The 24,596-nt window shown below is 75.4% G+C and carries 21 protein-coding genes and 2 tRNA genes; 11 read left to right on the forward strand and 12 right to left on the reverse strand.

Annotation, left to right across the window (positions count from 1 at the left end; translation table 11 throughout):
• Positions 1-209: 209 nt before the first annotated feature.
• Entirely contained in the window at positions 210-3,428 is a 3,219-nt protein-coding gene (locus tag QSK52_RS20355; RefSeq protein WP_285737522.1) for a S41 family peptidase, read from the reverse strand.
• A 68-nt stretch (positions 3,429-3,496) separates the two neighbouring features.
• On the opposite strand from QSK52_RS20355, the gene QSK52_RS20360 reads away from it, so the two are divergent.
• The 3 genes from QSK52_RS20360 (at position 3,497) to QSK52_RS20370 (ending at position 6,244) form a co-directional block, all read left to right on the forward strand.
• Positions 3,497-3,874 (forward strand): hypothetical protein, encoded by a 378-nt coding sequence (locus tag QSK52_RS20360; protein ID WP_285737523.1) that lies wholly within the window; start codon positions 3,497-3,499, stop codon positions 3,872-3,874.
• A gap of 162 nt (positions 3,875-4,036) precedes the next feature.
• A complete protein-coding gene (locus tag QSK52_RS20365) occupies positions 4,037-5,713 on the forward strand; it encodes a chitinase (RefSeq protein ID WP_285737524.1) in 1,677 nt (558 codons plus the stop codon).
• Between the two features lie 144 nt (positions 5,714-5,857).
• Entirely contained in the window at positions 5,858-6,244 is a 387-nt protein-coding gene (locus QSK52_RS20370; protein WP_285737525.1) for a VOC family protein, read from the forward strand.
• Between the two features lie 52 nt (positions 6,245-6,296).
• On the opposite strand, the gene QSK52_RS20375 is transcribed toward QSK52_RS20370, so the two are convergent.
• Positions 6,297-6,370: transfer RNA gene (locus tag QSK52_RS20375), tRNA-Lys, on the reverse strand.
• Positions 6,371-6,482: 112 nt separating this feature from the next.
• Between QSK52_RS20375 and QSK52_RS20380 the strand changes: the two genes are divergently transcribed.
• On the forward strand, positions 6,483-8,063 hold the full coding sequence (locus QSK52_RS20380; RefSeq protein ID WP_285737526.1) for a Na+/H+ antiporter: 1,581 nt from the start codon (positions 6,483-6,485) through the stop codon (positions 8,061-8,063).
• Positions 8,064-8,237: 174 nt separating this feature from the next.
• The gene (gene pgi / locus QSK52_RS20385) at positions 8,238-9,902 is read left to right on the forward strand and encodes a glucose-6-phosphate isomerase (protein ID WP_285737527.1); all 1,665 of its coding nucleotides are present in this window, start codon (positions 8,238-8,240) and stop codon (positions 9,900-9,902) included.
• A gap of 69 nt (positions 9,903-9,971) precedes the next feature.
• Here pgi and QSK52_RS20390 read toward each other — a convergent pair whose 3' ends face one another.
• On the reverse strand, positions 9,972-10,589 hold the full coding sequence (locus QSK52_RS20390; RefSeq protein WP_285737528.1) for a GntR family transcriptional regulator: 618 nt from the start codon (positions 10,587-10,589) through the stop codon (positions 9,972-9,974).
• A 57-nt stretch (positions 10,590-10,646) separates the two neighbouring features.
• On the opposite strand from QSK52_RS20390, the gene QSK52_RS20395 reads away from it, so the two are divergent.
• The 3 genes from QSK52_RS20395 to QSK52_RS20405 are packed head-to-tail and all read left to right on the forward strand — an operon-like array spanning position 10,647 to position 13,476.
• On the forward strand, positions 10,647-11,441 hold the full coding sequence (locus QSK52_RS20395; RefSeq protein WP_285737529.1) for a (Fe-S)-binding protein: 795 nt from the start codon (positions 10,647-10,649) through the stop codon (positions 11,439-11,441).
• Complete coding sequence (locus tag QSK52_RS20400; RefSeq protein WP_285737530.1) at positions 11,438-12,856, forward strand: lactate utilization protein B; 1,419 nt, start codon at positions 11,438-11,440, stop codon at positions 12,854-12,856. The genes QSK52_RS20395 and QSK52_RS20400 overlap by 4 nt, the downstream gene beginning before the upstream one ends.
• A complete protein-coding gene (locus tag QSK52_RS20405) occupies positions 12,853-13,476 on the forward strand; it encodes a LutC/YkgG family protein (protein WP_285737531.1) in 624 nt (207 codons plus the stop codon). Before QSK52_RS20400 ends, QSK52_RS20405 begins: the two co-directional genes overlap by 4 nt.
• On the opposite strand, the gene QSK52_RS20410 is transcribed toward QSK52_RS20405, so the two are convergent.
• From QSK52_RS20410 to QSK52_RS20440, 7 genes are all read right to left on the reverse strand, one after another.
• Complete coding sequence (locus tag QSK52_RS20410; RefSeq protein WP_285737532.1) at positions 13,473-13,715, reverse strand: hypothetical protein; 243 nt, start codon at positions 13,713-13,715, stop codon at positions 13,473-13,475. The two genes, QSK52_RS20405 and QSK52_RS20410, sit on opposite strands and share 4 nt — an antisense overlap.
• A gap of 126 nt (positions 13,716-13,841) precedes the next feature.
• Positions 13,842-13,915, reverse strand: a tRNA-Lys gene (locus QSK52_RS20415).
• 75 nt (positions 13,916-13,990) lie between these two features.
• Complete coding sequence (locus QSK52_RS20420) at positions 13,991-14,533, reverse strand: bifunctional DNA primase/polymerase (RefSeq protein WP_285737533.1); 543 nt, start codon at positions 14,531-14,533, stop codon at positions 13,991-13,993.
• 115 nt (positions 14,534-14,648) lie between these two features.
• Positions 14,649-15,047, reverse strand: coding sequence for a hypothetical protein (locus QSK52_RS20425; RefSeq protein ID WP_285737534.1), 399 nt, complete (start codon positions 15,045-15,047; stop codon positions 14,649-14,651).
• Between the two features lie 316 nt (positions 15,048-15,363).
• Complete coding sequence (locus QSK52_RS20430) at positions 15,364-16,758, reverse strand: AAA domain-containing protein (protein WP_435053299.1); 1,395 nt, start codon at positions 16,756-16,758, stop codon at positions 15,364-15,366.
• Between the two features lie 8 nt (positions 16,759-16,766).
• Positions 16,767-18,365, reverse strand: coding sequence for a hypothetical protein (locus QSK52_RS20435; RefSeq protein ID WP_285737536.1), 1,599 nt, complete (start codon positions 18,363-18,365; stop codon positions 16,767-16,769).
• Complete coding sequence (locus QSK52_RS20440) at positions 18,362-19,555, reverse strand: hypothetical protein (protein ID WP_285737537.1); 1,194 nt, start codon at positions 19,553-19,555, stop codon at positions 18,362-18,364. The genes QSK52_RS20435 and QSK52_RS20440 overlap by 4 nt, the downstream gene beginning before the upstream one ends.
• A 135-nt stretch (positions 19,556-19,690) precedes the next feature.
• On the opposite strand from QSK52_RS20440, the gene QSK52_RS20445 reads away from it, so the two are divergent.
• Positions 19,691-20,341 carry a histidine phosphatase family protein gene (locus QSK52_RS20445; RefSeq protein WP_285737538.1) on the forward strand — a complete coding sequence of 217 codons (651 nt, stop codon included), beginning with the start codon at positions 19,691-19,693 and terminating at the stop codon, positions 20,339-20,341.
• Positions 20,342-20,361: 20 nt separating this feature from the next.
• Here QSK52_RS20445 and QSK52_RS20450 read toward each other — a convergent pair whose 3' ends face one another.
• Positions 20,362-21,744 carry a tetratricopeptide repeat protein gene (locus tag QSK52_RS20450; protein WP_285737539.1) on the reverse strand — a complete coding sequence of 461 codons (1,383 nt, stop codon included), beginning with the start codon at positions 21,742-21,744 and terminating at the stop codon, positions 20,362-20,364.
• A gap of 335 nt (positions 21,745-22,079) precedes the next feature.
• Between QSK52_RS20450 and QSK52_RS20455 the strand changes: the two genes are divergently transcribed.
• Together QSK52_RS20455 and QSK52_RS20460 are read left to right on the forward strand one after the other, a co-directional pair.
• Complete coding sequence (locus QSK52_RS20455; protein WP_285737540.1) at positions 22,080-22,496, forward strand: hypothetical protein; 417 nt, start codon at positions 22,080-22,082, stop codon at positions 22,494-22,496.
• A 182-nt stretch (positions 22,497-22,678) separates the two neighbouring features.
• Positions 22,679-23,557, forward strand: coding sequence for a spermidine synthase (locus QSK52_RS20460; protein ID WP_285737541.1), 879 nt, complete (start codon positions 22,679-22,681; stop codon positions 23,555-23,557).
• Between the two features lie 141 nt (positions 23,558-23,698).
• Here QSK52_RS20460 and QSK52_RS20465 read toward each other — a convergent pair whose 3' ends face one another.
• Positions 23,699-24,535 (reverse strand): hypothetical protein, encoded by an 837-nt coding sequence (locus QSK52_RS20465; protein WP_285737542.1) that lies wholly within the window; start codon positions 24,533-24,535, stop codon positions 23,699-23,701.
• Positions 24,536-24,596 lie beyond the last annotated feature (61 nt).

Consider the following 24,596-nt stretch of genomic DNA (forward strand, 5'->3'; position numbering starts at 1 on the left):
CCGCTGCGCGGGGTTTTCCGCTGCGCGGTGCTTTCTCCGCTGCGTGGTGCTTTCCCCGCTGCGCGGGTTGCCGCTCTGGTCGGTGCAGCGGGGGCCAGGGCAGCGGTGGGGGCTGCTCCGTTGCTTCCTGGCCTGCGCAGTGGTCTCTTCCGGCCTCTTGCTCCGCGGTGTTCCCGTCGCTGGCTCCGTGCAGCGGGTCGTGGGAGGGCTCAGGGCCGGGGCGGTAGCGGGGGGCGGCGCAGGTCGGGGCGGGGGGTGTCGGGGGGCGGGGGTGTGGCGGCGGGGGTGGTGGCGAGGAGGGTGAGGGCGAGGTCGACGGCGGCGGCGAGGTCGGTGTGGTCGCCGCGGGCCCAGTCGCGGGGGGTGCGGACGACCTCGACGTCGGGGTCGACGCCGCGGTTCTCGACGGAGAAGCCGATGCCGCCGGTGAACCAGCTGGCGTTCTTGGGGACGGAGATCTGGGTGCCGTCGCCGAGGGCGTGGCGGCCGGTCATGCCGACCACGCCGCCCCAGGTGCGGGTGCCGACGACGGGGCCGAGGTCGAGCGCCTTGATGGCGGTGATGATGACGTCGCCGTCGGAGCTGGTGGCGTGGTCGGCGAGGGCGACGACCGGGCCGCGGGGCGCGTCGCGGGGCCAGCGGACGGGTTGTCGGCCGCGGGTGAAGTCCCAGGCGAGGACGCGGCGGTGGAGCTTCTCCAGGACGAGTTCGGAGACGTTGCCGCCCGCGTTGCCCCGGACGTCCAGGACGAGGGCGGGGCGGGCGAGTTCGGAGCGCAGGTCGCGGTTGAACTGGGCCCAGCCGGAGCCGCCGAGGTCGGGGATGTGCAGGTAGCCGCAGTCGCCGCCGCTGAACTCCCGTACCAGGTGCCGCCGTTTGGCGACCCAGTCCTGGTAGCGGATGGGCCGCTCGTCGGTGAGCGGGGTGACGGCGAGGCGCCGCACCCGGCCCTCGTGGCGGACGGTGAGTTCGACGGTGGTGCCGCCGGTCCCGGCGAGCAGCGGGGCGGGGCCGCGGACGGGGTCGGGCGGGCGGCCGTCGACGGCGAGGAGTTCGTCGCCGTCGTGCAGGCCGTGCCCGGCCAGCGGGGCGCGGGCCTTGGGGTCGGAGGACTCGCCGGGCAGGATGCGGTCGACCAGCCAGCGGCCGTCCACGTCGCGGTGGGCGTTGGCGCCGAGCAGGCCGAGGGGCTGCTGGGCGAGGGCGGGGCCCTCGCCGCGGCGGGCGGGGGTGACGTAGGCGTGCGAGGTGCCGAGTTCGCCGAGGAGCTCGCGCAGCAGGTCGGCGAAGTCGTCGGGGGAGGCGATCCGCTCCAGCAGCGGGGCGTACTGGGCGGTGAGGGCGGGCCAGTCGAGGCCGCACATGCCCTCGTCCCAGAACTGGTCGGCGACGATCCGGGCGGCCTCGGCGTAGGACTGCCGCCACTCGGCGGCCGGGTGCACGGTGTGGGTGATGCGGCGCAGGTCGACGGGGACGGGGGCGCCGGGGGCGGCGAGCGGGTAGAGCTTGAGCGCCCCGGCGGAGAACACCGAGACCGCGGAGCCGTCGGCGGAGACCGCGAAGCCGTCGAGCTGTTCGACCAGGGTGGTGCGGCGGCCGCGGGCGAGGTCGAAGTACTCCAGGGCGGGGCGGCCGGAGGTGTCCTCGGGGTTGGCGAAGGTCTGGCCGAGGGCGCCGGAGATCGGCCAGCGCAGCCACACCACGCCGCCGCGCACCGCCGCGGTCGCCGAGTACTTGGAGGCGATCACCGGGAAGGGCACGAGCCGCTTGCCGATGCCCGCCTCGTCGACGTGCACCGTCCCGTCGCCGGTGGCCTCCTCGGGGTCGAGGCCGACCGGCGGGCGGCCCTCGGCGGGGGAGGCGAACGGGGACGGCGTCCCGGCGGCGAGCGGGACGAGGTAGGGGCGGCAGCCGAGCGGGAAGGACAGGTCGCCGGTGTGCACGTCGTGGACGGGGTCGAAGCCGCGCCAGGACAGGAACACCAGGAAGCGGCCGTCCCGGGTGAACACCGGGTGCTCGTCCTCGAAGCGGCCGGAGGTGACGTCGACCTTCTCCCCGGGCCGGGCGGTGCGGGCCAGCCGGATCGCCCGCAGCGAGCGGCCCGCGACCGGTTCGGACCAGGTCAGCCAGCGCGAGTCGGGCGAGAAGGACGGGCTGGAGACCGGGCCGAAGCGGGAGGCGGTGACCTCGGTGACGGCGCCGTCGGCGGTGTCGACCAGCAGCAGCCGCCCGTCCGAGCAGGCCACGGCCAGGCGCCCGCCGTCCGGGGCGGCGGCCAGTTCCTGGACCCGGCCGATCCGGCCGCCCGCGATCCGCCGGTGCGGGGGGTGCTCGTCCGCGGCGTCCTTGCCGGGCAGCGCGGCGATCTCGATCGCGTCCTCGCCGTCGGCGTCGGTGACCCAGGCGGCCTGGTTGCCGTAGCCGAGCACCAGCGGCAGCCGGCAGCGCACGCCCGGCGTGTCGGCCAGCACCCGGGCCGGGCCGTCGCGGTGGGTGAGCCAGTACAGCGAGCCGCGCACGTTCAGCACCCCGGCCCGGCCGGTGGCGTCGCAGGCCAGGTCCTTGACGTTGTTGGCGGCGCTGACCTGGTACGGCCGCCGCCCGGCCCGGGCGCCGCCCAGCGGGACGTCCAGCCGGCGCGGCGCGGGGGCGTCCAGCGAGTCGAGCAGCCACAGGTCGCCCGCGTGCTGGTACACCACCCGGACGCCGTCGGTGGCGGCCTCCCGGGCGTAGTACGAGGCGTGGTCGGTGTGGCGGCGCAGGCCGGTGCCGTCCGGGCGGACGGAGTACAGGTTGCCGACGCCCTCGTGGTCGGAGAGGAACGCGATCCGGGTGCCCTCGGCGGACGCCACCGGCATCGGCGAGGCCAGGTGCCCGGGCAGGCCGGGCAGCAGCAGGTCGTGGTCCACCCACAGCCGTCCGGTCGCGCCGCCGCGGTAGCGCTTCCAGAACGCGGGCTCGTGCGGCGCCGCGTCGGTCAGCAGCACCGTGCGCCCCTCGCCGACCTGGGCGTCCGCGACCGGCCCCCACGGCATCCGCCGCCCCGGCGCGCCGTCCGGCGGCAGCTCCCACGCCCAGGCGTAGTGCGCGAACGGCTCGTGGTACGAGGTCACCGCCAGCACGTCCCCGTTCGGCAGCCAGCCGCGCACCCGGGTGTCCTGGCTGCCCCAGTACGTCAGCCGGACCGCCTCCCCGCCGCCCACCGGCGCGGTGAACACCTCGGGCGTCAGCGCGAACCAGCTGGTCCACGCCAGCACCTCGCCGTCCGGCGACAGCCGCGGGTGGCTGACCCTGGTCCGGTCCGCGCTCACCCGCCAGGCCCGGCCCACCGAGCCGTCCGGCGCCAGCGGCGCCACCCAGGCGTCGTCCTCGGCGGTGAAGGCGAGCAGGCCGCCGCGGACATGGGGGTAGCGCAGGTATCCGGACACCCTTCCATGGTTCGATCGGCGGCCGGGGCCCGCAAACGCGGCCCCGTGACCAGCGGGAGGGGAACGCGGTGGAGGCACCGGAGCGGCTGCGGCGGATCTGGGCGGGAGAGCTGGCGGTGCCGGCGTACGGGCCGCGGGTGGCGGAGGTGTTCGACGAGCCGGCGGGGTACCGCTTCGACCTGTTCGGGCCGGAGGAGGTCGCCGAGGACACGGCGGCCCTGAAGCGCGAGGCGGCGGACCCGGAACTGCGCCCGCTGTGGATCGAGCCGGGGATCGGCGTCGACCCGGAGCGGGTCCGGCTGATCGGCTCCCTGGGCGCCGACCTGCCGATCGCGCTGGACTTCCGGACCTCCCCGCCCCGGGTGCTGTTCCTCGCCGCCGACGGCTGGCGGGTGGTGGCCGAGGACTTCGACGCGCTGTGGGAGCGGCTGACGGCGGCTCAGTGAACCGTGCTCTCCCGTCCATTGACAGGGAGGAGCCGCAGCCGCTTCAGTGGTCTAGTCCAACTCCCTGGGTGGGTGCCGGTGCGGCGGCACGCCCCGGCCGGGAACCCCACAGCCCGGCGGACGGAGGAGGGCGTCCCCCCACAGAGGCAGGAGCATCCCCACATGCACACTCCCCGGAAGAAGCGGCTGCTCGCCGCCGGAACGGCCTGGGCGGTCGCCGCCGCGGGCGCCGTCGCGCTCAGCTTCGGCCTGGCCGGATCGGCCTCGGCAGGCGAGTTCCTGGTCAACGGCGGTTTCGAGACCAACGCACTGAACCCCTGGACCTGCACCGGCGCCACCGGCTCCGTGGTCACCGGCCACGCCCACACCGGCAGCTACGCGCTCGCGGGCGCCGCGTCCGCGGCCGACACCGCCCAGTGCACCCAGACCGTCGCGGTCGCCCCCAACACCACGTACACCCTCAGCGCGTACGTCAACGGCGCCTACGTCTACCTCGGCGTCAACGGCGGCGCCTCGACCTGGACGCCGAGCACCGGCGGCGCGTACCAGAAGCTCTCGGTCAGCTTCACCACCACCGCCACCCAGACCTCCGCCACCGTGTTCACCCACGGCTGGTACGGCCAGGGCACCTACTACGCGGACGACATCTCGCTGGACGGCCCCGGCGCGCCCGCCTCCCCCTCCGCCAGCGCCAGCCCCTCCCGCTCGGCCTCGCCCTCGGCCTCGGCGTCCGCCTCCGCGTCGCCCTCGACCTCGCCGTCGACCTCGGCCAGCCCGTCCACCAGCCCGTCCACCTCGGTGCCGCCCACCAGCCCGCCGCCCGCGGGCAGCCACGCCCTGGTCGGCTACCTGCACGCCAGCTTCGCCAACGGCGCCGGGTACCTGAAGATGGCCGACGTCCCCGACAGCTGGGACATCATCGACCTGGCCTTCGGCGAGCCGGACTCCGTCACCTCCGGCACCATCCACTTCAACCGCTGCCCGGTCACCGAGTGCCCGGGCGTCGAGTCCGACGCCGACTTCAAGGCGGCCATCGCCGCCAAGCAGGCCAAGGGCAAGAAGGTCCTGCTGTCGATCGGCGGCCAGAACGGCGAGGTGCAGCTCACCACCACCGCCGCCCGCGACAACTTCGTCAACTCGGTCTCCGCGATCATCGACAAGTGGGGCCTGGACGGCCTCGACATCGACTTCGAGGGCCACTCGCTGTCGCTCAACACCGGCGACAACGACTTCAAGAACCCGACCACCCCGGTGATCACCAACCTGATCTCCGCGGTCAAGACCCTCAAGGCCAAGTACGGCGCGAAGTTCCAGCTCACCATGGCGCCGGAGACCTTCTTCGTCCAGCTCGGCTACCAGTACTACGGCTCGGGCCCCTGGGGCGGCCAGGACCCGCGGGCCGGCGCCTTCCTGCCGGTCATCTACGCCCTGCGCGACGACCTGACCCTGCTGCACGTCCAGGACTACAACTCGGGCTCGATCATGGGCCTCGACAACCAGTACCACAACATGGGCGGCGCGGACTTCCACATCGCGATGACCGACATGCTGCTCTCCGGCTTCCCGGTGGCCGGCAACGCCAACAACGTGTTCCCGGCGCTCAAGCCCTCGCAGGTCGCGATCGGCATGCCCGCCAACACCTACGCGGGCAACGGCTACGTCGCCCCGGCGGTGGTCAACCAGGCGCTCGACTGCCTCACCAAGGGCACCGGCTGCGGCTCCTACACCCCGCGGGCCGGCAAGCAGCCGAACCTGCGCGGGCTGATGACCTGGTCGATCAACTGGGACAACTACAACAACAACGAGTTCTCGAAGAACTTCCACAGCTACTTCGGCTGAGAGCTGCCACGGCAGTGACGGCGGAGCCGGTCACCCCCCCCGCGGGGGGTGACCGGCTCCGGTCGTCGTGGGGTGGCAGCCGCGCCGGACCGCCGCTGTTCGACCGGCGGGGAGGGCGCGCCTAGCCTGGGGAGGAAGGAGGTGATGGCGATGCTGGCAGACGCACCCCTGCTCGCGGTGATCCCGGTGACCGACCTCGAACGGGCCAAGCGGTACTACCACGACACGCTCGGGCTCACCGTCGCCCGGGAGAGCGCCGAAGAGGTGGTCTTCCGCTGCGGCAGCACCGAGTTCGGGATGTACGAGACCCCGTACGGCGGACACGCCGAGCACACCCTGGCCAGTTGGAAGGTCGCCGACCTGGACGCCGAAGTGGCCGAACTGCGCGGTCGCGGCGTGGTGTTCGAGGAGTACGACCTGCCCGGGCTGAAGACCGTGGACGGGGTCGCCGAGGCCGACGGCATGCGGGCCGCCTGGTTCAAGGACCCGGACGGCAACGTGCTGTGCGTCAACGAACTGCACGAGGCGTGAGAGGACCGGAAACGCCGAAGGCCTCCCCGGAGGGAGGCCTTCGACCTGTCGGTGCGCCGCCAGGGACTCGAACCCCGGACCCGCTGATTAAGAGTCAGCTGCTCTAACCAACTGAGCTAGCGGCGCGTGCTGACGGAGAGAACATTACCTGGTCAGCGCCCGAAACACACAATCGGCCCGGCCGGGCGCGGACGTATGCTGAAGCCGGCGCACCCCGCACCCGCCGAGAGGAACCACCGTGGGCCAGCTGACCCTGCTCTTCCTGGTGCTGCTCGCCTCGGTCGTCACGATGCCGCTGGCCCGCCGGACCAGGATCCCGCAGCCGGTGCTGATGACCATGGTCGGCCTGGTCTTCGCGGTCGTCCCGCAGATCCCCAACGTCCAGATCAATCCCGAGTTCATCCTGCCGCTGGTGCTGCCCCCGTTGATCTTCGCGGTGGCCCGCCGCTCCTCGGTCCGCTACTTCAAGGCCAACATCCGCTCCATCCTGCTGCTGGCCGTCGCCCTGGTGGTGGTCACCACCACCGCGGTGGCGGGCGTGTTCAGCTGGCTGGTGCCCGCCGCGCCGCTGGCCGCCGCGGTCGCGCTGGGCGCGCTGGTCTCCCCGCCGGACCCGGTGGCCGCGGTCGCGGTGGCGGGCGAGGTCGGGCTGCCCCGCCGGCTGACCGCGGTGCTGGAGAGCGAGGGGCTGTTCAACGACGTCACCGCGATCGTCATCTACTCGCTGGCCGTCGAGGCCGTGGTCGACGGCGACCTGTCGGTGGGCCGCGCGGTGGAGCGCTTCCTGCTCTCCGCGGTGGTCGCGGTGGCGGTCGGCGTCGGGCTGGGCTGGCTGAACGCGAAGATCGCCGGGTTCCTGGACGACCCGACCCAGCAGGTCGCGCTGAACCTGCTCGTCCCGTTCGCCGCGTACGTGCTGGCCGAGGAGGCGCACGGCTCCGGCGTGCTGGCCGTCGTGGTCTGCGCGCTCTACCTCGCCGACCGGGCCTCCGACGCCGACGAGGTCTCCTACCGGCTGGTCGGCAACGCGTTCTGGGAGATCGTCGAGACCCTGATCACCGGCGTCGCGTTCGGCCTGATCGGCCTGGAGCTGTCCACCGTCGTCCAGGACGTCAAGGACACCTGGCACACCATGATCGGCGACACCGCGACCGTCCTCGCCGTGGTGGTGCTGCTGCGCCTGCTGTGGCTGCTGCCCGCCGCCTGGATCTCGAAGCGGGTCACCCACGGCGAGGAGGACACCCCGATCAGCTGGCGGGAGACCGTCGTCCTGTGGTGGTCCGGCATGCGCGGGGTGGCCACCGTCGCCCTCGCCCTCGGCCTCCCGCTCGCCCTGCACGACGGGCTGCCCTTCCCGGCCCGCAGCGAGATCGTCTTCATCGCGTTCAGCGTCGTCCTGTTCACCCTGGTCGTCCAGGGCCTCACCCTGCCGTACGTGGTCCGGCTGCTCCGCCTGGACGACGCCCACGACGAGCACGAGCGGGCCGTCCGCGAGCTGTGGTGGCGCGCCGCGAAGGCCGGACTGCACCGGCTCGCCGAGCTGGAGGAGGAGGACCAGCTCCCGCCCGAGATCACCGAGCGGCTGCGCGAGCGCCAGCACGACCGCCTCGCCCGGCTCTGCCCGGAGAAGTACGAGGAGGAGGAGGCGCTGGAGGCGAAGCGCCGCGGCAAGCAGTGGCGGCAGGCCTTCGCCGTCGAGCAGGAGATGATCGCCGCCTCCCGCCGGGAGGTGCTGGTCGCCCGCGGCGAGGCCGGGGCCGACCCCGAGGTCGCCGACCGGGTACTGCGTGCGCTCGACCTCCAGTCGGCCCGGAAGTGACGTCCCGTCGACCCCTCGTGGTGCCGCCCTGCCGGGCCCGCCGCAGGGCATAGGGTTGGGGCGGGCAAGGCCGTCGACGGAGCCGGCACACGCACACGTACCCGCCGGGCCCGGCGCGACCCTCCCGTCGGAACCCTGCCGGTACCAGCACCCGTATGACGCTAGGAGCAACCGATGTCGGACACCCCCGCCAACGGCCGGACCCCGTTGGACCGCACCCCGCAGTGGGCCGCGCTGGGGAAGCACCGGGCGGAACTGGGCGAACAGCACCTGCGCGGACTGTTCGCCGCCGACCCCGAGCGCGGCACGCGCTACACCCTGCAGGTCGGCGACCTCCTCGTCGACTACTCCAAGCACCTGGTCACCGACCGCACCCTGGAGCTGCTGCGCGAACTCGCCGCCGCGACCGGCGTGGCCGAGCTGCGCGACGCGATGTTCCGCGGCGAGAAGATCAACACCACCGAGGACCGGGCCGTCCTGCACACCGCGCTGCGCGCCCCCCGGGACGCCGTCATCGAGGTCGACGGCGAGAACGTGGTGCCCGCCGTGCACGCCGTCCTCGACAGGATGGCCGCCTTCTCCGAGCGGATCCGCTCCGGCGAGTGGACCGGCCACACCGGCAAGCGGATCCGCAACGTCGTCAACATCGGCATCGGCGGCTCCGACCTCGGCCCCGCGATGGCCTACGAGGTGCTGCGCTCCTACACCGACCGCGACCTGACGGTCCGCTTCGTCTCCAACGTCGACGGCGCCGACCTGCACGAGGCCGTCCGCGACCTGGACGCCGCCGAGACGCTGTTCATCGTCGCCTCCAAGACCTTCACCACCATCGAGACCGTCACCAACGCGGTCGTCGCCCGCGGTTGGCTGCTGGAGCAGCTCGGCGCCGGGGACGAGGCCGTCGCCAAGCACTTCGTGGCGCTGTCCACCAACGCGCAGGGCGTCGCCGACTTCGGCATCGACACCGCCAACATGTTCGAGTTCTGGGACTGGGTGGGCGGCCGCTACTCCTACGACTCCGCGATCGGCCTCTCGCTGATGATCGCGATCGGCGCCGAGCGCTTCCGGGAGATGCTGGACGGCTTCCACCTCGTCGACGAGCACTTCCGCACCGCCCCCGCCGAGCAGAACGTCCCGCTGCTGCTCGGCCTGCTCGGGGTCTGGTACGGCGCGTTCTTCGACGCCCAGGCGCACGCCGTGCTCCCGTACTCGCACTACCTGTCGAAGTTCACCGCGTACCTGCAGCAGCTCGACATGGAGTCCAACGGCAAGTCCGTCGACCGCGAGGGCAACCCCGTCGACTGGCAGACCGGCCCCGTGGTGTGGGGCACCCCCGGCACCAACGGCCAGCACGCGTACTACCAGCTGCTGCACCAGGGCACCAAGCTGATCCCCGCCGACTTCCTCGGCTTCGCCAGGCCGGTCGCCGACCTGCAGCCCGCGCTGGTCGCCCAGCACGACCTGCTGATGGCGAACTTCTTCGCCCAGACCCAGGCGCTGGCCTTCGGCAAGACCGCCGAGGAGGTCGCGGCGGAGGGCGTGCCCGCCGAGCTCGTCCCGCACAAGACCTTCCGCGGCAACCACCCGACCACCACGATCCTGGCCACCGAGCTGACCCCGCACGTCCTCGGCCAGCTGATCGCCCTCTACGAGCACAAGGTGTTCGTCCAGGGCGCGGTCTGGAACATCGACTCCTTCGACCAGTGGGGCGTCGAGCTCGGCAAGGTCCTCGCCAAGAAGATCGAGCCGGTCCTGCTCACCGGGGAGGGCACGGAGGCGCTGGACGCCTCGACCGCCAACCTGGTCGGCCGCTACCGGGAGCTGCGCGGGCGGGAGTAGCCGTCCGGCGGGGTGCGCACGGAGCAGGGGCCGGAGGCGGTGCGCCGCCTCCGGCCCCTCGCGCGTTCCTCAGGTGACCCGCGCCAGCAGGGAGTCGGCGTGGGCGGTGACCAGGTCGCGGGCGGCGGCCGGGTCGGGGACGGCGAGGGCGCGGGCCAGGGCCAGGTGCTCGGCGTGGTCGCGCTCCGCGTTGGCGGCGGTCGCCGTCGCGGCGGCGGAGACGCGTATCTGGCGGTCCCAGAGCGCCTCGTACAGCGAGGTCAGGACGGGGTTCCCGGCGGCGCGCAGCAGCGTGAGGTGGAAGTGGCGGCCGGCCTCGACCGGGTGCGGGTCGCGGTGCTCGCAGGCGGCGAGCAGCTCCGCGGCGGCCGCCGTCAGCGCGGCGGGGCCGCGGGCGGCGAGGGCGTCGATCGCGGCGCGCTCGAACAGCACCCGGGCGGCGAGGACGTCGCGGGCCTCGCCCGGGGCGATCGGGACGACCTGGGCGCCGCGCTTGGGGTACAGGCGCAGGAAGCCCTCGGACTGCAGGCGCAGGAACGCCTCCCGGACGGGCGTGCGGGACAGGCCCAGCTCGCTGGCGACGACGCCCTCGGAGAGCAGCGTGCCGCCGGGCCAGCTGCCGTCCAGCAGGCGGGTGCGGACGTGCTGGTAGGCCCGGTCGGCGGCGGGGAGGGCGTCGGTCGTCACCCGGTCATTCTGTCACGCACCCCACCTTGCATCTAAGCTTGCATCTATGATGCGGTCATGCCCCCGAACCCACCGCGCCCCCGCACCGCCCTGTTCGTCACCTGCCTGAACGACACCCTCTTCCCCGGCGCCGGCCGCGCCACCGTCACCCTGCTGCGCCGCCTCGGCGTCGAGGTCGACTTCCCCGCCGCCCAGAGCTGCTGCGGGCAGATGCACTTCAACACCGGCTACCGCAAGGAGACCGCCAGGCTCGCCCGGCACTTCGTCGACACCTTCGCCGACTACGAGGAGATCGTCGTCCCGTCCGCCTCCTGCGCCGGAACGCCCGTCGAGGCGTACCCGCTCGCCGCCGAGGCCGCCGGGGACCGGGGGCTGGCCCGGGCGGTCGCCGAACTCGCGCCCAGGGTCGTCGAGCTGACCCGGTACCTGACCGACCGGCTGGGCGTCGAACAGGTCGGCGCGCACTTCCCGCACCGGGTCACCTACCACCCCACCTGCCACAGCCTGCGGGCCACCGGCCTCGGCGAGCGGCCGCACCGGCTGCTGCGCGCCGTCGCCGGGATCGACTACGTCGAACTGCCCGCCGCCGAGGAGTGCTGCGGCTTCGGCGGCACCTTCGCGGTGAAGAACCCGGCGGTCTCCGGCGCGATGAACGGCGACAAGGCCCGGCACGTCCTGGAGACCGGCGCGCACGTGCTCGCCGCCGTCGACAGCTCCTGCCTGATGAACATCGGCGGCCGCCTCACCAGGGACGGCCACCGGGTGCGCACCCTGCACCTCGCCGAGATCCTCGCCCGCACCGAGCAGGACGGGCCGCTGCCCGGCGTCCCCGTCGTGGAGGCCGCCCGATGACCAGGTCCTTCCTCGGCTGGCCCGCCTTCCCCGAGGCCGCCGAACGCGAGGTCGGCAACCGGCAGTTGCGCGAGAACCTCGGCCGGGCCACCGGCACCATCCGCGGCAAGCGGGCCCTGCTCGCCGCCGAACGCCCCGACTGGGAGCAGCTGCGCGACAGCGCCGCCGCGATCAAGGACCAGGTGCTGGCCGGGCTGGAGCAGTACCTGCTGCAGGTCGAGGAGAAGGTCACCGCGGCCGGCGGCACCGTCCACTGGGCGCGCGACGCCGCCGAGGCCAACCGGATCGTCACCGACCTGGTCCGGGCCACCGGCGAACGCGAGGTCGTCAAGGTCAAGTCGATGCTCACCGAGGAGATCGGCCTCGACGCCGCCCTCGAAGCCGCCGGGATCAGCGCCCGCGAGACCGACCTCGCCGCCGCCATCGTCCAACTCGGCGACGACCTGCCCTCGCACGTGGTCGTCCCCGCGCTGCACCGCAACCGCACCGAGATCCGCGACATCTTCGTCCGCGAGATGGGCCGCCACGGCCGTCCCGCCCCCGAGGGGCTCACCGACGACCCGGCCGAACTCGCCGACGCCGCCCGGCTCCACCTGCGGGAGAAGTTCCTCGGCGCCAAGGTCGCCGTCTCCGGCGCCAACTTCGTGGTCGCCGAGACCGGCACCCTGGTCGTCGTCGAGTCCGAGGGCAACGGCCGGATGTGCCTCACCCTCGCCGACACCCTGATCTCCGTCGTCGGCATCGAGAAGACCGTCCCCACCTGGGCCGACCTGGAGGTCTTCCTCCAACTGCTGGCCCGCAACGCCACCGGCGAACGGATGTCCCCCTACACCAGCACCTGGACCGGCACCACTGACGGCGACGGCCCGCGCGCCTTCCACCTCGTCCTGGTCGACAACGGCCGCACCCGCGCCCTCGCCGACCCGGTCGGCCGCCAGGCCCTGCGCTGCATCCGCTGCGGCGCCTGCATGAACACCTGCCCCGTCTACCGGCGCACCGGCGGCCACGCCTACGGCTCCGTCTACCCCGGGCCGATCGGGGCGATCCTCAACCCGCTGCTCAAGGGCCTCGACGAGGAGCAGACCGCCTCCCTGCCGTACGCCTCCACCCTGTGCGGCGCCTGCAACGAGGTCTGCCCCGTGCGGATCCGGTTCACCGACGTGCTGCTCGACCTGCGCGCCCAGGTCGCCGACGGCGGGAAGCACCCGGTCGAACGCGCCGCGCTGGGCGCCGTCGGTGCGGTGATGGCCCGCCCCGCGGCCTGGAAGGCCGCCGTCAAGGGCGCCGGACTCGTCGGGCCGCTGCTGCCCGCCCGCACCCCCGTCCCCGGCTGGACCGACAACCGGGCCCTGCCCGACGTCCCCAGGGAGTCCTTCCGCAGCTGGTGGAAGCGGAACGAAGGAGAACGCGCATGACCGCCGCCCGCGAGGAGATCCTCCGCCGGATCCGCGCCGCCGCCGTCCCGCCCGCCCCCGAACCGCCCCGCCACTACCTGCGCCACGCCCCCGGCCTCGACCCCGACGACCGGGAGGCGGTGCTCGCGCTGTTCGTCGAACGGCTGGAGGAGTACGGGGCCGAGGTGCTGCGCACCGACCGGCCCGGGCCCGCCGTCGCCCGCGTCCTGGCCGCACAGGGCGCCCGCAGCCTGGTCGTCCCCGACGGAGTGCCCGCCGAGTGGACCGCCGACTGGGACGGGCGGGTGCGCACCGACCGGCCGCCGCTCGGGAAGGCCGAACTCGACGCCACCGACGCCGTGCTGACGGGCTGCGCGGCCGCCGTCGCCGACTCCGGCACCCTGGTCCTCGACGGCGGGCCCGGCCAGGGCCGCCGCGCCGCGACCCTGCTGCCCGACCTGCACGTCTGCGTGGTCCGGGCCGAACAGGTGCGCTCCGCGCTGCCCGGCGCCCTCGCCCGGCTCGACCCCGCCCGGCCGCTCACCTTCGTCAGCGGGCCGTCCGCCACCGCCGACATCGAGATGATCCGGGTCAAGGGCGTGCACGGGCCGCGCCGGCTCGCGGTGGTCCTGCTGAGCTAGCCCGCGGGCGTGGGCGAGGCGGTCACCGCCGGGCGCGGCGGCGGACCGTGCTGCGCCGTGTACACCAGCCCGAAACCGAGCACGGCCGCCAGCGTCACCGCGCCCGCCCAGGCCAGCGCGCGGAGCAGGCCCCGCCTCCGCCGCTCCTGCCGGTGGGCGCGCAGGGCGGCCGCCTCGGCCTCGGCGAGCTCCGCGTCGAACCAGGCGGCCCAGTCGGAGTGGAGGTCGTCGGACGCCATGCAGCGGACATTAGCAGCCCTTTACGTGCGCTCCGGGGGAGCGCCGGGGGTGTTCCGGGGGTGTTCCAGGGGCGTGCCGCAACAACGCGAGAGGCCCCCCGGTGAAGGGGGGCCTCTCGCTGTCGGTGCGCCGCCAGGGACTCGAACCCCGGACCCGCTGATTAAGAGTCAGCTGCTCTAACCAACTGAGCTAGCGGCGCCTGCTGACGTGGAAGACTGTAGCAGCGGCCGGGGCCGCAGCCAAAATCGATTCCCACCGGGGCGGCACCCGCCGTTCAGCGCGCGTTCGACACCCGGTCGCCGCCCTCCCGGGCCCGCCCGCGGGCCGCCCGGACGCACGCCCACAGCACCACCGACGCCCCCGGCAGCCACGGCTCGCTGGTGTCCGGCGCCACGATCCACCGGCTGGACGCGCTCTCCGGCTCGTCCACCGCCCGCTGCACCGGCGGCACCGTGATCGCGTCCCCCCGGCCGTGGCACAGCAGCGGCGGCACGTCCCGGGCCCACTCCTCCCAGGCCAGCAGCGTCCGCAGCCGGGCCGCCGCCCCCGGCTGCACGAACAGCAGCGTCCGGCCCCGGTAGGTGGCGACCGGTCCGCACCCCGGGCCGGAGGTCCACAGCTCGTCCAGCACCCGGCGGCCGAACACCGCCGGCAGGCTGATCACGTCGAACACCCGGCCGCACGGGAGGATCGCGGGCGCCCACGGGCGGGCCTCCCACAGGGCGCGCATGCTGCTCGGGTACTCGCTGGCGGAGGCGAGCCACGCCTCCCCGGCGACGCTGACGTACTCCACGGATTGATAGGTCCAGATGTCCACCCGGTCAGGGTGGACCGGTGGCCGGACCGGCCGCGGAGAAAACGGCGTTCGCCGGACAGCGGAGGGGGTGTGGGCGTACCATCGCCCGCCGCATATGCCAGGGGCCTGACGGGGCCTACTCCTCCGGGCCGCGGCGCTGCAGCGAGCGGCCGTACTCGACCATCTTCAGCGCGTAGTCCGGCGTCCAGTCCGCCCGGTCGGCGATCTGCTCCGCCGAGAGCGCGTCGAACCGGCGCGGATCGGCGAGCTGCGCGGCCGCGAGCGCCTGGAAGTCCGTCGCCCGCTCCGCCGCGGCCCGGAACGCCAGGGCCAACTGGGTGGAACGCGCCAGCAGTTCGGACGGGTCGTCGATCGACTCCAGGTCGAAGAACCGCTCCGGCTCCGGCTCCGCCCCGGCCGGCTCGAAGAGCAGCTCGACCGGCCGGATCCGCCGGGCCGGGCCCGGCACCGGGGGGACGACCGCCGGAATCGACGAACCACCCTGGTCGGACGCCTGCGGATGCGAGTCGGGCATGACGGGGCACCTCCGGGAGTGCGAGGGGAAGGACGGCCGCCGTCCATTGTCGCGCGCGAACCGTCAGAACCGGAACGGTGCGCCCGCGAGCGCTATTCCCCGCCGGGGGCGCGCACCCCGCGCTGCGCGCCCCGCACGGGTTGTGCCATCAGGGGCCCGGGGAGCGGCGGGCTCGGGGCTGCTGACGGTTCACTGCTCGTGCGTGCCATGGGCTTCGGGTGCTGTTGCCGCGGCCCGAAGCAGCACGGACACTCCGATGGGCTCCGGCCGCCAGCAGCACGGACTCGCCGTTCCCCGAGCCCCTGACGGCGCTCTCCTAGAGGCGCACGCGGTGCTCGGCGAGGTGGGAGAGGACCGCGTGGTTGGCCTCCCAGCCGTCGGGGAACTTGACGGCGACGCCGAGTTGGACGGGGTCGGTGGCGGGGTGGTCGTCGAGGAGCTCGGCGATGCCCGCGCGGGCGACCACGATGCAGGCGTGGCGGTGGCGGGAGGCCAGCACGCACAGGCGGCCGGTCTCCAGGTGGAAGGCCGTCGCGTCGGGGCGCCCGGAGAGCGGGTGCAGGACGACCGTGACGTCGTACTCGCGGCCCTGCAGCCGGTTCGCGGTGTCCACCGTCACCGCCTCCCCGGCCGCCGGGTCGACCGGGACGCCCAGCCGGGCCAGCTCGGCCCGCACCGCGGCGGCCTGGTCGCGGTGCGCCGTCCCGACGGCGACCCGGCCCGCGGTGAGCGGGGTCGAGCCCTGCTCGGAGTGCGCGGTCAGCTCGCGGTCCAGCAGGCGGCGGACGGTGGCGGCCACCGCGGCGACCGCCTGGGTGTCGGTGCGGACGGTGTGCCGGGCCGGGAGCTCCAGCAGCGCCCAGCCGCCGGCCGCCGCCTCGTCGATCGCCGCGTCCACCGCCGACCCGTCGCCGCGCAGCCCCGGCCGCAGGACGCGGTCGTCCGGGCCGGTGCCCGCGCGGAACGGGGTGTACGGGTAGAAGGCGTCGGAGACCAGCGGCGCGGCCGAGGCGGGCAGCCGCCAGGAGACCGGGAGCCGGTGCGGGCGGATCGCCGGGTTGTGGGCGAGCAGGGTGACCACCGCGGAGGAGGACGGGTCGTAGGACAGGCCCGCCCACTGGTCGGTGCCGACCACGGTGAACGGGTCGAGCTGGCCCGGGTCGCCGACGAACAGCGCCCGCTCGAAGAGCCGGGCGACGGCCAGCAGCGCGTCCGAGCGCATCTGGTACGCCTCGTCGACGATGGCCTGCCGCCAGGGCTGCTCGGTCTTCACCCACTGCCACTTCGCCGCGGTGGAGATCACCACGTCCTGCTCCAGCAGGTCGGCGACCTTGTCCTTGGCGGTGACGTTGGCGTGCCGCAGGGCCTCCGGCGCGGGCCGGGAGTCGCTCGCGTGCAGCCGCCCGATGCTCATCCCCGGGGCCTTGGACGCCAGCCGGTCGACCAGGTCGTCGACCTGGCTGTTGGTCTGGGCGACGATCATCAGCCGCTCGCCCGCGTCCACCAGCTCGCGGGCCGCCCGCACCACCAGCGTCGACTTGCCCGCGCCCGGCGGGGAGTCCACCACCACGCCGCGCGGCGCGCCGGGCACCGGGCGCACCACCGCGTCGAGGATGCCCGCGACCGCCCGGTCGGCGGCCTCGCCCGGGGCGAGGGCGGGGTCGGGGAAGGCGCCTTCGGGGTCGGTCACCGCTGCTCCAGAGAGATCCATGCCGTCGGTCATTCCCACTCGTCCGCACCGACCGGCACGTCCTCGACGGCCACCGGGGGACCGCCGTGCGTCCACGGGGTGTCGGCGGGCTCCGGCAGCGGCGCGGACTGCCGGGGCGCCAGCTCGAACAGCGTGAACACCACGGCCGTGCCGGGCTCCGGGACGCTGCCCGGCTCCGGGTCCTTGCGGCGGCCCATGCCGGACAGCAGCCGCACCACCACCTCGCCCGGCGCCGCCGAGACGACCTCGGCCCGCTGGGCGGGCTCCGCGTGCGCCCGGTGCACCTCGCGGCCCGGGTCGGCGTGCGGACGGTCGTCGGTGCGCACCACCAGCAGCGGGCGCGGCTTGGGGGAGCGCCCCGCGGACCACTCCGGGACGACCTCCACCACCTCGCCCGCGAACGCCTCGCCCGCGAGGCGGCGCTCCGCCATCGCCAGCGGGTCGTCCAGCGCCTCCTGGATCTCCAGCCTCGCCTGCTCGCGCTCCCGCTGGGCCAGCTTGCGGGCCGCCGTCACCGCGTCGTCCCGGCGCGGCTGCGGGGGCTCGCCCGCCGCGACCCGGTCCCGGTGCATGGTGAACGACCAGCGGTCGCCCTCCCAGCGGTCCGGCAGGTGCCCGGCCGCGGGCAGGGCGCGCAGCAGGTCGAGGCCGTGCCAGACGTCGTGCCAGGTCGGCAGCGTCACCGACAGCAGCACCCGGGCCAGCTCGGCGTGCGCCTGCTCGACCAGGCCCGCCGCCCGGCGGACCTCCGCGGCGTCCCGGGCCGCCTCGGCCCGCTCGCGCACCGCCACCGCCGCGTCGTGCCGCAGGATCGCCGGGGCCAGCACCCGCTCGTCGAACTTCGGATCGGTGGCCGGACCGGCCGGCGGGTGCAGCAGCAGGCCGTCGCCGTCCCGCGCCGACTCCACCCACTCGGCGGCCGCCGCGCCGGTGCCCGGCGGCTCGAACCCGGCGGGCGGCAGGTGCCAGGCCAGCCGGGCCGCCAGGTGCTGGTCCTCCAGGTTGCTCTGCCCGGTCGCCCAGTGCCGCGACAGCAGGCCGGTCATCGCCAGCAGCATCGAGGAGCCGGGCACCTGCGCCCGGTCCGTCAGGTGCGTCAGCCACCGCCCCAGCAACGGGACTTCGGTCGGCGACGGGTACTCGCCCGGATCGGGGTCCTCCACCGTCCGGCGGAACCGGGTGGAGCGGCCCAGCAGGGCCAGGTGCGAGACGCCGCCCGCGTTCGGCACGATCAGCTGCGGCGCGTCCGCGCACAACTCCCGCACCACCGGCACCTTCTCGCCGCTCACCGGGTCCTTCTCGGAGCCCTCCAGCAGCTCCACCTCGTCCCCGAACGACGCCAGGTACGGCACCACCTCGCGGGCCACCGCCGCCAGGAACTCCGAACGCTGGGTGCGGTTCAGCGGCTGCGGCACGAAGTGCAGCCGGGGCGACTCCCGGTCGGTGCCCAGCAGCACCGCCAGCGGCGCCCCCGACTCGCCGGCGGCCGCCAGCGGCACCAGCACCATCGGACGCTCCGACAGGTGCCGGTGCCGCACCGTGGCCAGCGGCTGCGCCCGCTGCGCCCGCACCGCCTCCAGCCGGGCCAGCGTCGACAGCAGGCTCACCGCACGCCCCCGGCGGCCAGCGCCCCGGCCCGCAGCCGGGCCGCGTACGCCAGCCGCTCGGCGGCCTCGTCCAGCTCCGGCCCGCCCCCGCCGCCCTGCTCGGCGGCCGCCAGCGCCTCCTCGACGGTGCGCAGCGAACCCAGCTCGCCGCGCACCCCGCGGCCCAACTGCTCCACCCCGCCCGCGCAGCGCGCCTGCGCCCGGCAGTGGAAGCCCAGCTCGCAGGTGGAGATGCACTCCGGGGCGTACGCGGCGGGCACCGCGGCGACCGCCGCCGCCAGCTCCCCGGCCGGACGCGTCGGCGCGCCCGAGGCGTCCCGCGCCAGGTCGAAGGTCACGCCCTCGGGCAGCGCCGCGAGCAGCTGGTCGATCCGCGTCATCCGGGACAACTGCCGCCGGGTCACCGCCAGTTCGCGCCGCACGTCGACCGGGACGGCGACCGGCTGGGAGGAGAAGTCCTTCGGGCAGACCAGCAGCACCGTCAACTCCGGCGCACCGGGCAGCTCCTGGACGGCGTACGGGCCCGCCGACAGCGGGCGGCCGGCCAGCCGGGCCGCCGCCTCCTGCAGCGCCAGCACGTACACCGCGGCCTGCCGGGCGGCCGCCCCGACGTTCGCCGGATCGGCCGAACCGTCCAGCACCGGGAAGGACTTGATCTCCACCACGGTGCACCGCCCGGCGTGCACCACCACCGCGTCCGGCTCCAGGTAGGCCGGGCTGCCCGCCACCTCCAGCCGCAGCATCGGGTGGTCCAGCAGCGTCCAGCCGGCCGGGTCGGCGGCGGCCTCGGCCAGCACCGCGGCCGTCCGCTCCGCGCGCACCGCGGGGGAGGCGGCGGGCAGCAGGTCCGGCACGGCGAGCGAGGCGACCTCGTCCTCCGGCAGGCCCAGGCGGCGGCGCAGCGGGGCCAGCAGCACCGCGTACCCGTCCCGCTTGAGCCGGGACTCGAACTGCAGGCCGCGGCGGATCGCGAACGGCGACTGGCCGAACGGCGCGGGACGGCCCAACTGCTGGGCCAGCGCGGTCTTGTCGACGCCCGCGGCGTCCAGCAGGGCGCGGCGGCGGCAGCCCGGATTGGCGGCGAGGGCGGCGAGGGCACGGGCGTCGAGGCTGCGCTGCGGCGCCGGGCCGCGCAACTCGGAGAGCCGCCGCAGCGGCGGGGAGGCCTGCCCCAGGTGCGAGACGTTCATGGTGCGGCCCAGTCTCGCATCCGACGGCGACAAAGCGGAGCCCGGTCGTCGAAGCGGGGCACCGGGTGGGGGATCATGGGGAGGACGGCCCCGCCGGGGGACCGCCACGCACCCCTTCGAACGAGGTAACCCCCCATGCCCGCCCGCATCGTGCTGGTCCGCCACGGCGAGACCTCCTGGTCGGCCACCGGTCGGCACACCGGCCGCACCGACGTCCCGCTCACCGAGGAGGGCCGCGCCATGGCCCGCGCCCTCGGCGAACGCCTCGCCCGCGCCCCGTGGAACGGCCTGCCCGGCGCCACCGTCTACACCAGCCCGCTCTCCCGCGCCCGGGAGACCGCCGAACTCGCCGGCTTCGGCGACCGCGCCGTCGACCGCCCCGAACTCCTGGAGTGGGACTACGGGCAGTACGAGGGCCGCACCGGCGGCGACATCCGCGCGACCGACCGGCCCGGCTGGCTGATCTGGCGCGACGGCGTCCCCGGCGGCGAGACGCTGGCCCAGGTCTCCGACCGGGTCGACGCCTTCCTCGCCGGGATCAACGAGGAGCACGGCACCCCCGACCCCGACACCACCACCATGCACTGCGCCGACCGGGACGTCGTCCTGTTCGCCCACGGCCACCTGCTGCGGATCCTCACCGCCCGCTGGCTCGGCCTGCCCCCCGAGTACGCCCAGCGGCTCAAGCTCGGCACCGCCGCGCTCTGCGTGCTGTCCTGGGAGTACGGGCTGCCCGCGGTCGAGGTGTGGAACGACCACAGCCACCTGGAGCGGCTGGGGCACTGACCCCGCCCCGTGACGGGTCCTCAGGCCGCCGCCGCGTCGTAGCCCTCCAGGAACTCCCGGACCTCCGGCACGGCGGCGTGGCCGCGCAGCCGGTCCGCGGTGTGCGCCAGCATGCCGCGGATCCGCGCGGAGCGGACCTGGCCCAGCAGCGACACCGCCGCCGCGCCGTGCGTGCCCGCGCCCGCCAGGTCGCCCCGGCCCAGCCGGTCGTGCGCCAACTCGGCGGTGTACAGCACCCGGTTGCGCACGAAGTGCGGCTCCTGGAGCCCTATGGCCTGCTCGGCCCGGGCGCTGGCCCGGTCCCAGTCGCCGAGCGCCGACCAGCACTGCGCCTCCTGCCCGGCCAGCTCCGCCTCGCCGTAGAAGGACATCCACTCCGGGTCGGCGTCCGGCCGCTCGCCCCGCTCGAACAGCGCGTACGCCCGGGACAGCGCCCGCTCGCAGGCCGAGCGGTCGCCGAGCAGCGCCCAGCCGCTGGCCTCGCGCAGCACCAGCAGCGACAGCAGCCGGTCCGAGCCCAGCCCCTCCGCGGCGGCCTGCCCGGCCTGGGCGGCCCGCAGCGCCTCCCGGGGGCGGCCGGCGTCCCGGGCCAGGAAGGCGCTGTTGCTGAACACGTGCGCCTCCAGGTGCGGGTCGCGGGCCATCCGGGCGGTGGCCAGCGCCTCCGAGTAGAACGACCTGGCATCGGTCAGCCGGTTCGAGTCGTGCGCCAACCAGCCCACCGAGATGGCCAGTTCACCGGCCCCGGACTGCAGGCGGCGTTCGGTCGCGGCGCTGTAGTCGCCGTCGTTGAGCAGCACGTAGGCGCTGCGCAGCGACTGCCCGGCCAGCTCGAACAGGGCGTCCGCGCCGTGCGCGTCGTCCAGCAGCCGGATGTCGCGGACCGCCTGCTCGACCCCCTGCACCTCGGCGGCACCGACCCGGCGGCGCTCCGGCAGGGGCGCCGCCGCGGGCGGCGGGGTCGCGGCCGGCGGGGCCTGGTCCAGGCCCAGCACGGCCGCCACGGCGGTGGGACCGCCGTTCAGGAACGTGCGGCGAAGCACCTCGTCGTTCTCCTCGTCAGACCGGTGCGGTGCGTCCGGCGGATGCGCCGGGACGGACGGATCGGTGGTCGGCACCCGGCGGCGGACCGCCGTCCGGGGCGCGAACCCGAGCTCCGCCAGCGAGCGGTCCGGCCACATGTGCCGGAACACCCGCTCGTACGCGTAGTTGGGGCAGCGGATCTCGCCGGACTCGACCCGGCCGACGTAGCGCGCGTCGCAGGACACGTGCTCGCCGATCTCCCGGGCGGCCCGGCGGACCAGGGTGGCGAACTCCCCCGGCGAGAGGCCCCCGCGCAGCTCGCGCATCGCCTGGTTGGGGACGGGGGCCGGACGGGGCTCGCCGGTTCGGGTGGCTGCCATGCTGCACTCCGAGGTCGTGCCGGGGTGGTCGCGCCGCCTCCCGTGGGGAGGCCGCCGCGTCGCCACGACAGTACCGGCAGTCACCGTCCGAACACGGCGGGTCGCCGGGAGCTGCCGGGTCAATTGCGGACGAACCGGACGGAGTTGCCGTCTTGTGCCATGAAATGCCATGGCTTGCTGTATCGGAGGCCGTGGCCTGGACGGCCGGTCCCGCGTTGTCCTGATACATGGACACCGGTGGTGCGGGCCCCCTCCCGCACCGGCCTCCCGTCGCACGACCGGGTGACGGAGCGCCGCCCGGTTTCCGCGCGACCCGAGGTGACAGGAGGTCCCCCATGGCCACCGGAGTTCCCCAGTACCGGCGACCGGCCGTCCCCGCCGCGCCGCCCCCCGCGCCCGCGGGCACCTCGGCCAGCCGCGTGGTCCAGTACGACACCGTCACCGTGCAGGTCCGGCACGGGCTGGAGGCGGTCGACATCCTCCGGCTGCGGCGGGCCTGCGGAGCCGTCCTGCAGACCGCGGGCGGCACCGCCGTCGCCTTCCTCGTCCCGGCCGGCACCGCCCTGCGCTGGCACCTGACCGGCTCCACCTGTACGCCGGGGGCCGAGCTGCTCCCGCCCACCGACCCGCGCTGGATCATCCCGCCCTCCGGCCCCCAGCCGTACCCCCGTCCCACCGACGCCTGGGTGCTGCGCTCCGCGCTCTGCGAAGCCGCCACCACGCTCACCGCGGGCGGCCTCGGCCCGCTCTGAGCGCGTCCCGAGCGTCGACTGACGATTCGTCAGAGAACTTGCCCGACCGGTGAGTTGGCATGCAAGCGTCGTCTCGCTGGATGGACCGGCCGACCCCGCAGCGGGCAGCCCCGGTCACCCACCGTGCCCACGGCCCCCCGCGCCCGGGCGTCGTCCCCCGCCGCCCGGCGATAATGGACGCCATGGGCCGCCCACGCACCACCCCCACCGTCCCCGGCCGCGCGCACGCCGAAGGCCCGCTCACCGCCGCCGTCGCCTCCGGAACCGCCGAGCTCCGCCCCGACCGCGACCGGCCGCACGCCTGGGAACTCCGGCTCGACGGCGCCCCGCAGTCCCTCGTCGACCTCGCCGACCCCACCCACCTCGGCTTCGCCTACCAGCGCCGGATCGGCCACCTGATCGACCTCGCCGCCCCCGCCCGGCAGCCCCTCACCGCCCTGCACCTCGGCGGCGGCGCACTCACCCTGGCCCGCTACACCGCCGCCACCCGGCCCCGCTCCCGCCAGCAGGTCGCCGAGATCGACACCGAACTCACCGCCCTGGTCCGCACCGAACTGCCGCTCGACCGCAGCTGGCAGATCAAGGTCCGCGGCGGCGACGCCCGCGCCGTCCTCGAACGCACCCCCGACGACTCCACCGACCTGGTCGTCGCCGACGTCTTCGCCGGAGCCCGCGTCCCCGCGCACTGCGCCACCGTCGAGTTCGCCCGGCACGCCGCCCGCGCCCTCACCGGCGCCGGCCACTACGCCGCCAACCTCACCGACGGCGGCCCGCTCGCCTTCGCCCGCGCCCAGACCGCCACCCTGCTGGCCGTCTTCCCCGAGGTCTGCCTGGTCGCCGACCCCGCGGTGCTGCGCGGCAAGCGCTTCGGCAACCTCGTCCTGTTCGCCGCGCACACCCCCCTGCCGCTCACCGACCTCACCCGCCGCCTCGCCACCGACCCCGCCCAGGCCCGCCTGCTGCACGGCCGCGACCTCACCGACTTCACCGCGGGCGCCGCCCCCGCCACCGACATCACCGCCGTCCCCTCCCCGACCCCGCCCCCGAGGACCTTCGGCTGAGACCGGGGCCCGCGGTGATCGCCGCGCGGGCCGGGCAGCAGCGGGGCGTCGAGGAGTTCGACGCGGTGGTGGGTGTTCCCGGGGAGGGACGGGACGGCGCGTCGACGTTCCGTGGGCCGGGGCGGGCCTCCACCGGGCCGGTCAGTGGCCGCCGCCCGGGAGGCCGCGGTGCTTGTACATGGCGGCGGCGGTGAGGAGCAGGCCCGCGGCGATCGGGACGAGGACGGCGAAGGCGTCCTCGCCCGGGGAGCGGGTCGGGGCACCGGTGAGGGTGAGGCGGTCGGGCGCGGGGCGCGGGACGGCGGGGCGCGGGCGCGGGCTGCCGAACGGGATGGGCGGGAGGGAGGACCCGGCGCGGACGGGGGCCGGGGCGGGGGAGGGGAGGACGGTGTCGGCCGGGGGCGCGTCCGCGGGGGCGGCGGCGGGGGAGGCGACGGGGGCGCGCTGGGCCGGGACGGTGGCGACGGGGGCCGGGGCACCGGGTTCGCGGCCGTCCCCGGAGTCGGAGCGGGAGGCGCGCGGGGGGTCCCCGGGGCGGGGCTGCGCGGGGACGGCGGAGAGCAGGCCCGCGGCGAGCGAGAACGCGTCGGGGCGGTCGGCGTGGTGGCCGGGGAGCGGGAGTTCGCCGGTGCCCAGGTGGTGGCCGAGGGTCGCGCCGAGGTTCTGCACCGGCCGGGTGCCGGTGGCGGCCGCGCCGCCGACGGGGTCGGCGGGATCGGCGGGGTCGAGGCCGTCGAGGGCGGCGGCGGCACCGCCGACCGTGCCGTTGAGCAGGCCGCCCTCGTCGCCGCCGGAGCGGCTCTCACCGCCGGAGCGGGCCTCACCGCCGGAGCGGCTCTCACCGCCGGAACGGGCCTCGCCGCCCGGCCGGACGAAGGTGCCGAGGGCCCGGCCGGGCGGCTGCGGCGGGTGCCCGGTGTCGGCGGCACGGGCGTCGGCGGCGCCGAGTCCGAGCCCCAACACCTGGGCGGCGAGCATTCCGCTCGCCGCCAGTGTTCCGGGCCGCCCCCACCGGTACCGGGGGGTGTCCGAACGTCGC

Origin of the sequence: Kitasatospora phosalacinea (assembly GCF_030268885.1) — a bacterium.
Lineage (GTDB): Bacteria > Actinomycetota > Actinomycetes > Streptomycetales > Streptomycetaceae > Kitasatospora > Kitasatospora phosalacinea_C.

Excerpts from the sequence above, each read along its gene's own strand:
- QSK52_RS20365 (WP_285737524.1), top strand. The coding sequence starts at position 4,037 with ATGCACACTCCCCGGAAGAAGCGGCTGCTCGCCGCCGGAACGGCCTGG.
- QSK52_RS20370 (WP_285737525.1), top strand. The coding sequence starts at position 5,858 with ATGGCGATGCTGGCAGACGCACCCCTGCTCGCGGTGATCCCGGTGACC.
- pgi (WP_285737527.1), top strand. The coding sequence starts at position 8,238 with ATGTCGGACACCCCCGCCAACGGCCGGACCCCGTTGGACCGCACCCCG.
- QSK52_RS20395 (WP_285737529.1), top strand. The coding sequence starts at position 10,647 with ATGCCCCCGAACCCACCGCGCCCCCGCACCGCCCTGTTCGTCACCTGC.
- QSK52_RS20400 (WP_285737530.1), top strand. The coding sequence starts at position 11,438 with ATGACCAGGTCCTTCCTCGGCTGGCCCGCCTTCCCCGAGGCCGCCGAA.
- QSK52_RS20405 (WP_285737531.1), top strand. The coding sequence starts at position 12,853 with ATGACCGCCGCCCGCGAGGAGATCCTCCGCCGGATCCGCGCCGCCGCC.
- QSK52_RS20410 (WP_285737532.1), bottom strand. The coding sequence starts at position 13,715 with ATGGCGTCCGACGACCTCCACTCCGACTGGGCCGCCTGGTTCGACGCG.
- QSK52_RS20425 (WP_285737534.1), bottom strand. The coding sequence starts at position 15,047 with ATGCCCGACTCGCATCCGCAGGCGTCCGACCAGGGTGGTTCGTCGATT.
- QSK52_RS20430 (WP_435053299.1), bottom strand. The coding sequence starts at position 16,758 with ATGGATCTCTCTGGAGCAGCGGTGACCGACCCCGAAGGCGCCTTCCCC.
- QSK52_RS20440 (WP_285737537.1), bottom strand. The coding sequence starts at position 19,555 with ATGAACGTCTCGCACCTGGGGCAGGCCTCCCCGCCGCTGCGGCGGCTC.
- QSK52_RS20445 (WP_285737538.1), top strand. The coding sequence starts at position 19,691 with ATGCCCGCCCGCATCGTGCTGGTCCGCCACGGCGAGACCTCCTGGTCG.
- QSK52_RS20450 (WP_285737539.1), bottom strand. The coding sequence starts at position 21,744 with ATGGCAGCCACCCGAACCGGCGAGCCCCGTCCGGCCCCCGTCCCCAAC.
- QSK52_RS20455 (WP_285737540.1), top strand. The coding sequence starts at position 22,080 with ATGGCCACCGGAGTTCCCCAGTACCGGCGACCGGCCGTCCCCGCCGCG.
- QSK52_RS20460 (WP_285737541.1), top strand. The coding sequence starts at position 22,679 with ATGGGCCGCCCACGCACCACCCCCACCGTCCCCGGCCGCGCGCACGCC.
- QSK52_RS20465 (WP_285737542.1), bottom strand. The coding sequence starts at position 24,535 with ATGCTCGCCGCCCAGGTGTTGGGGCTCGGACTCGGCGCCGCCGACGCC.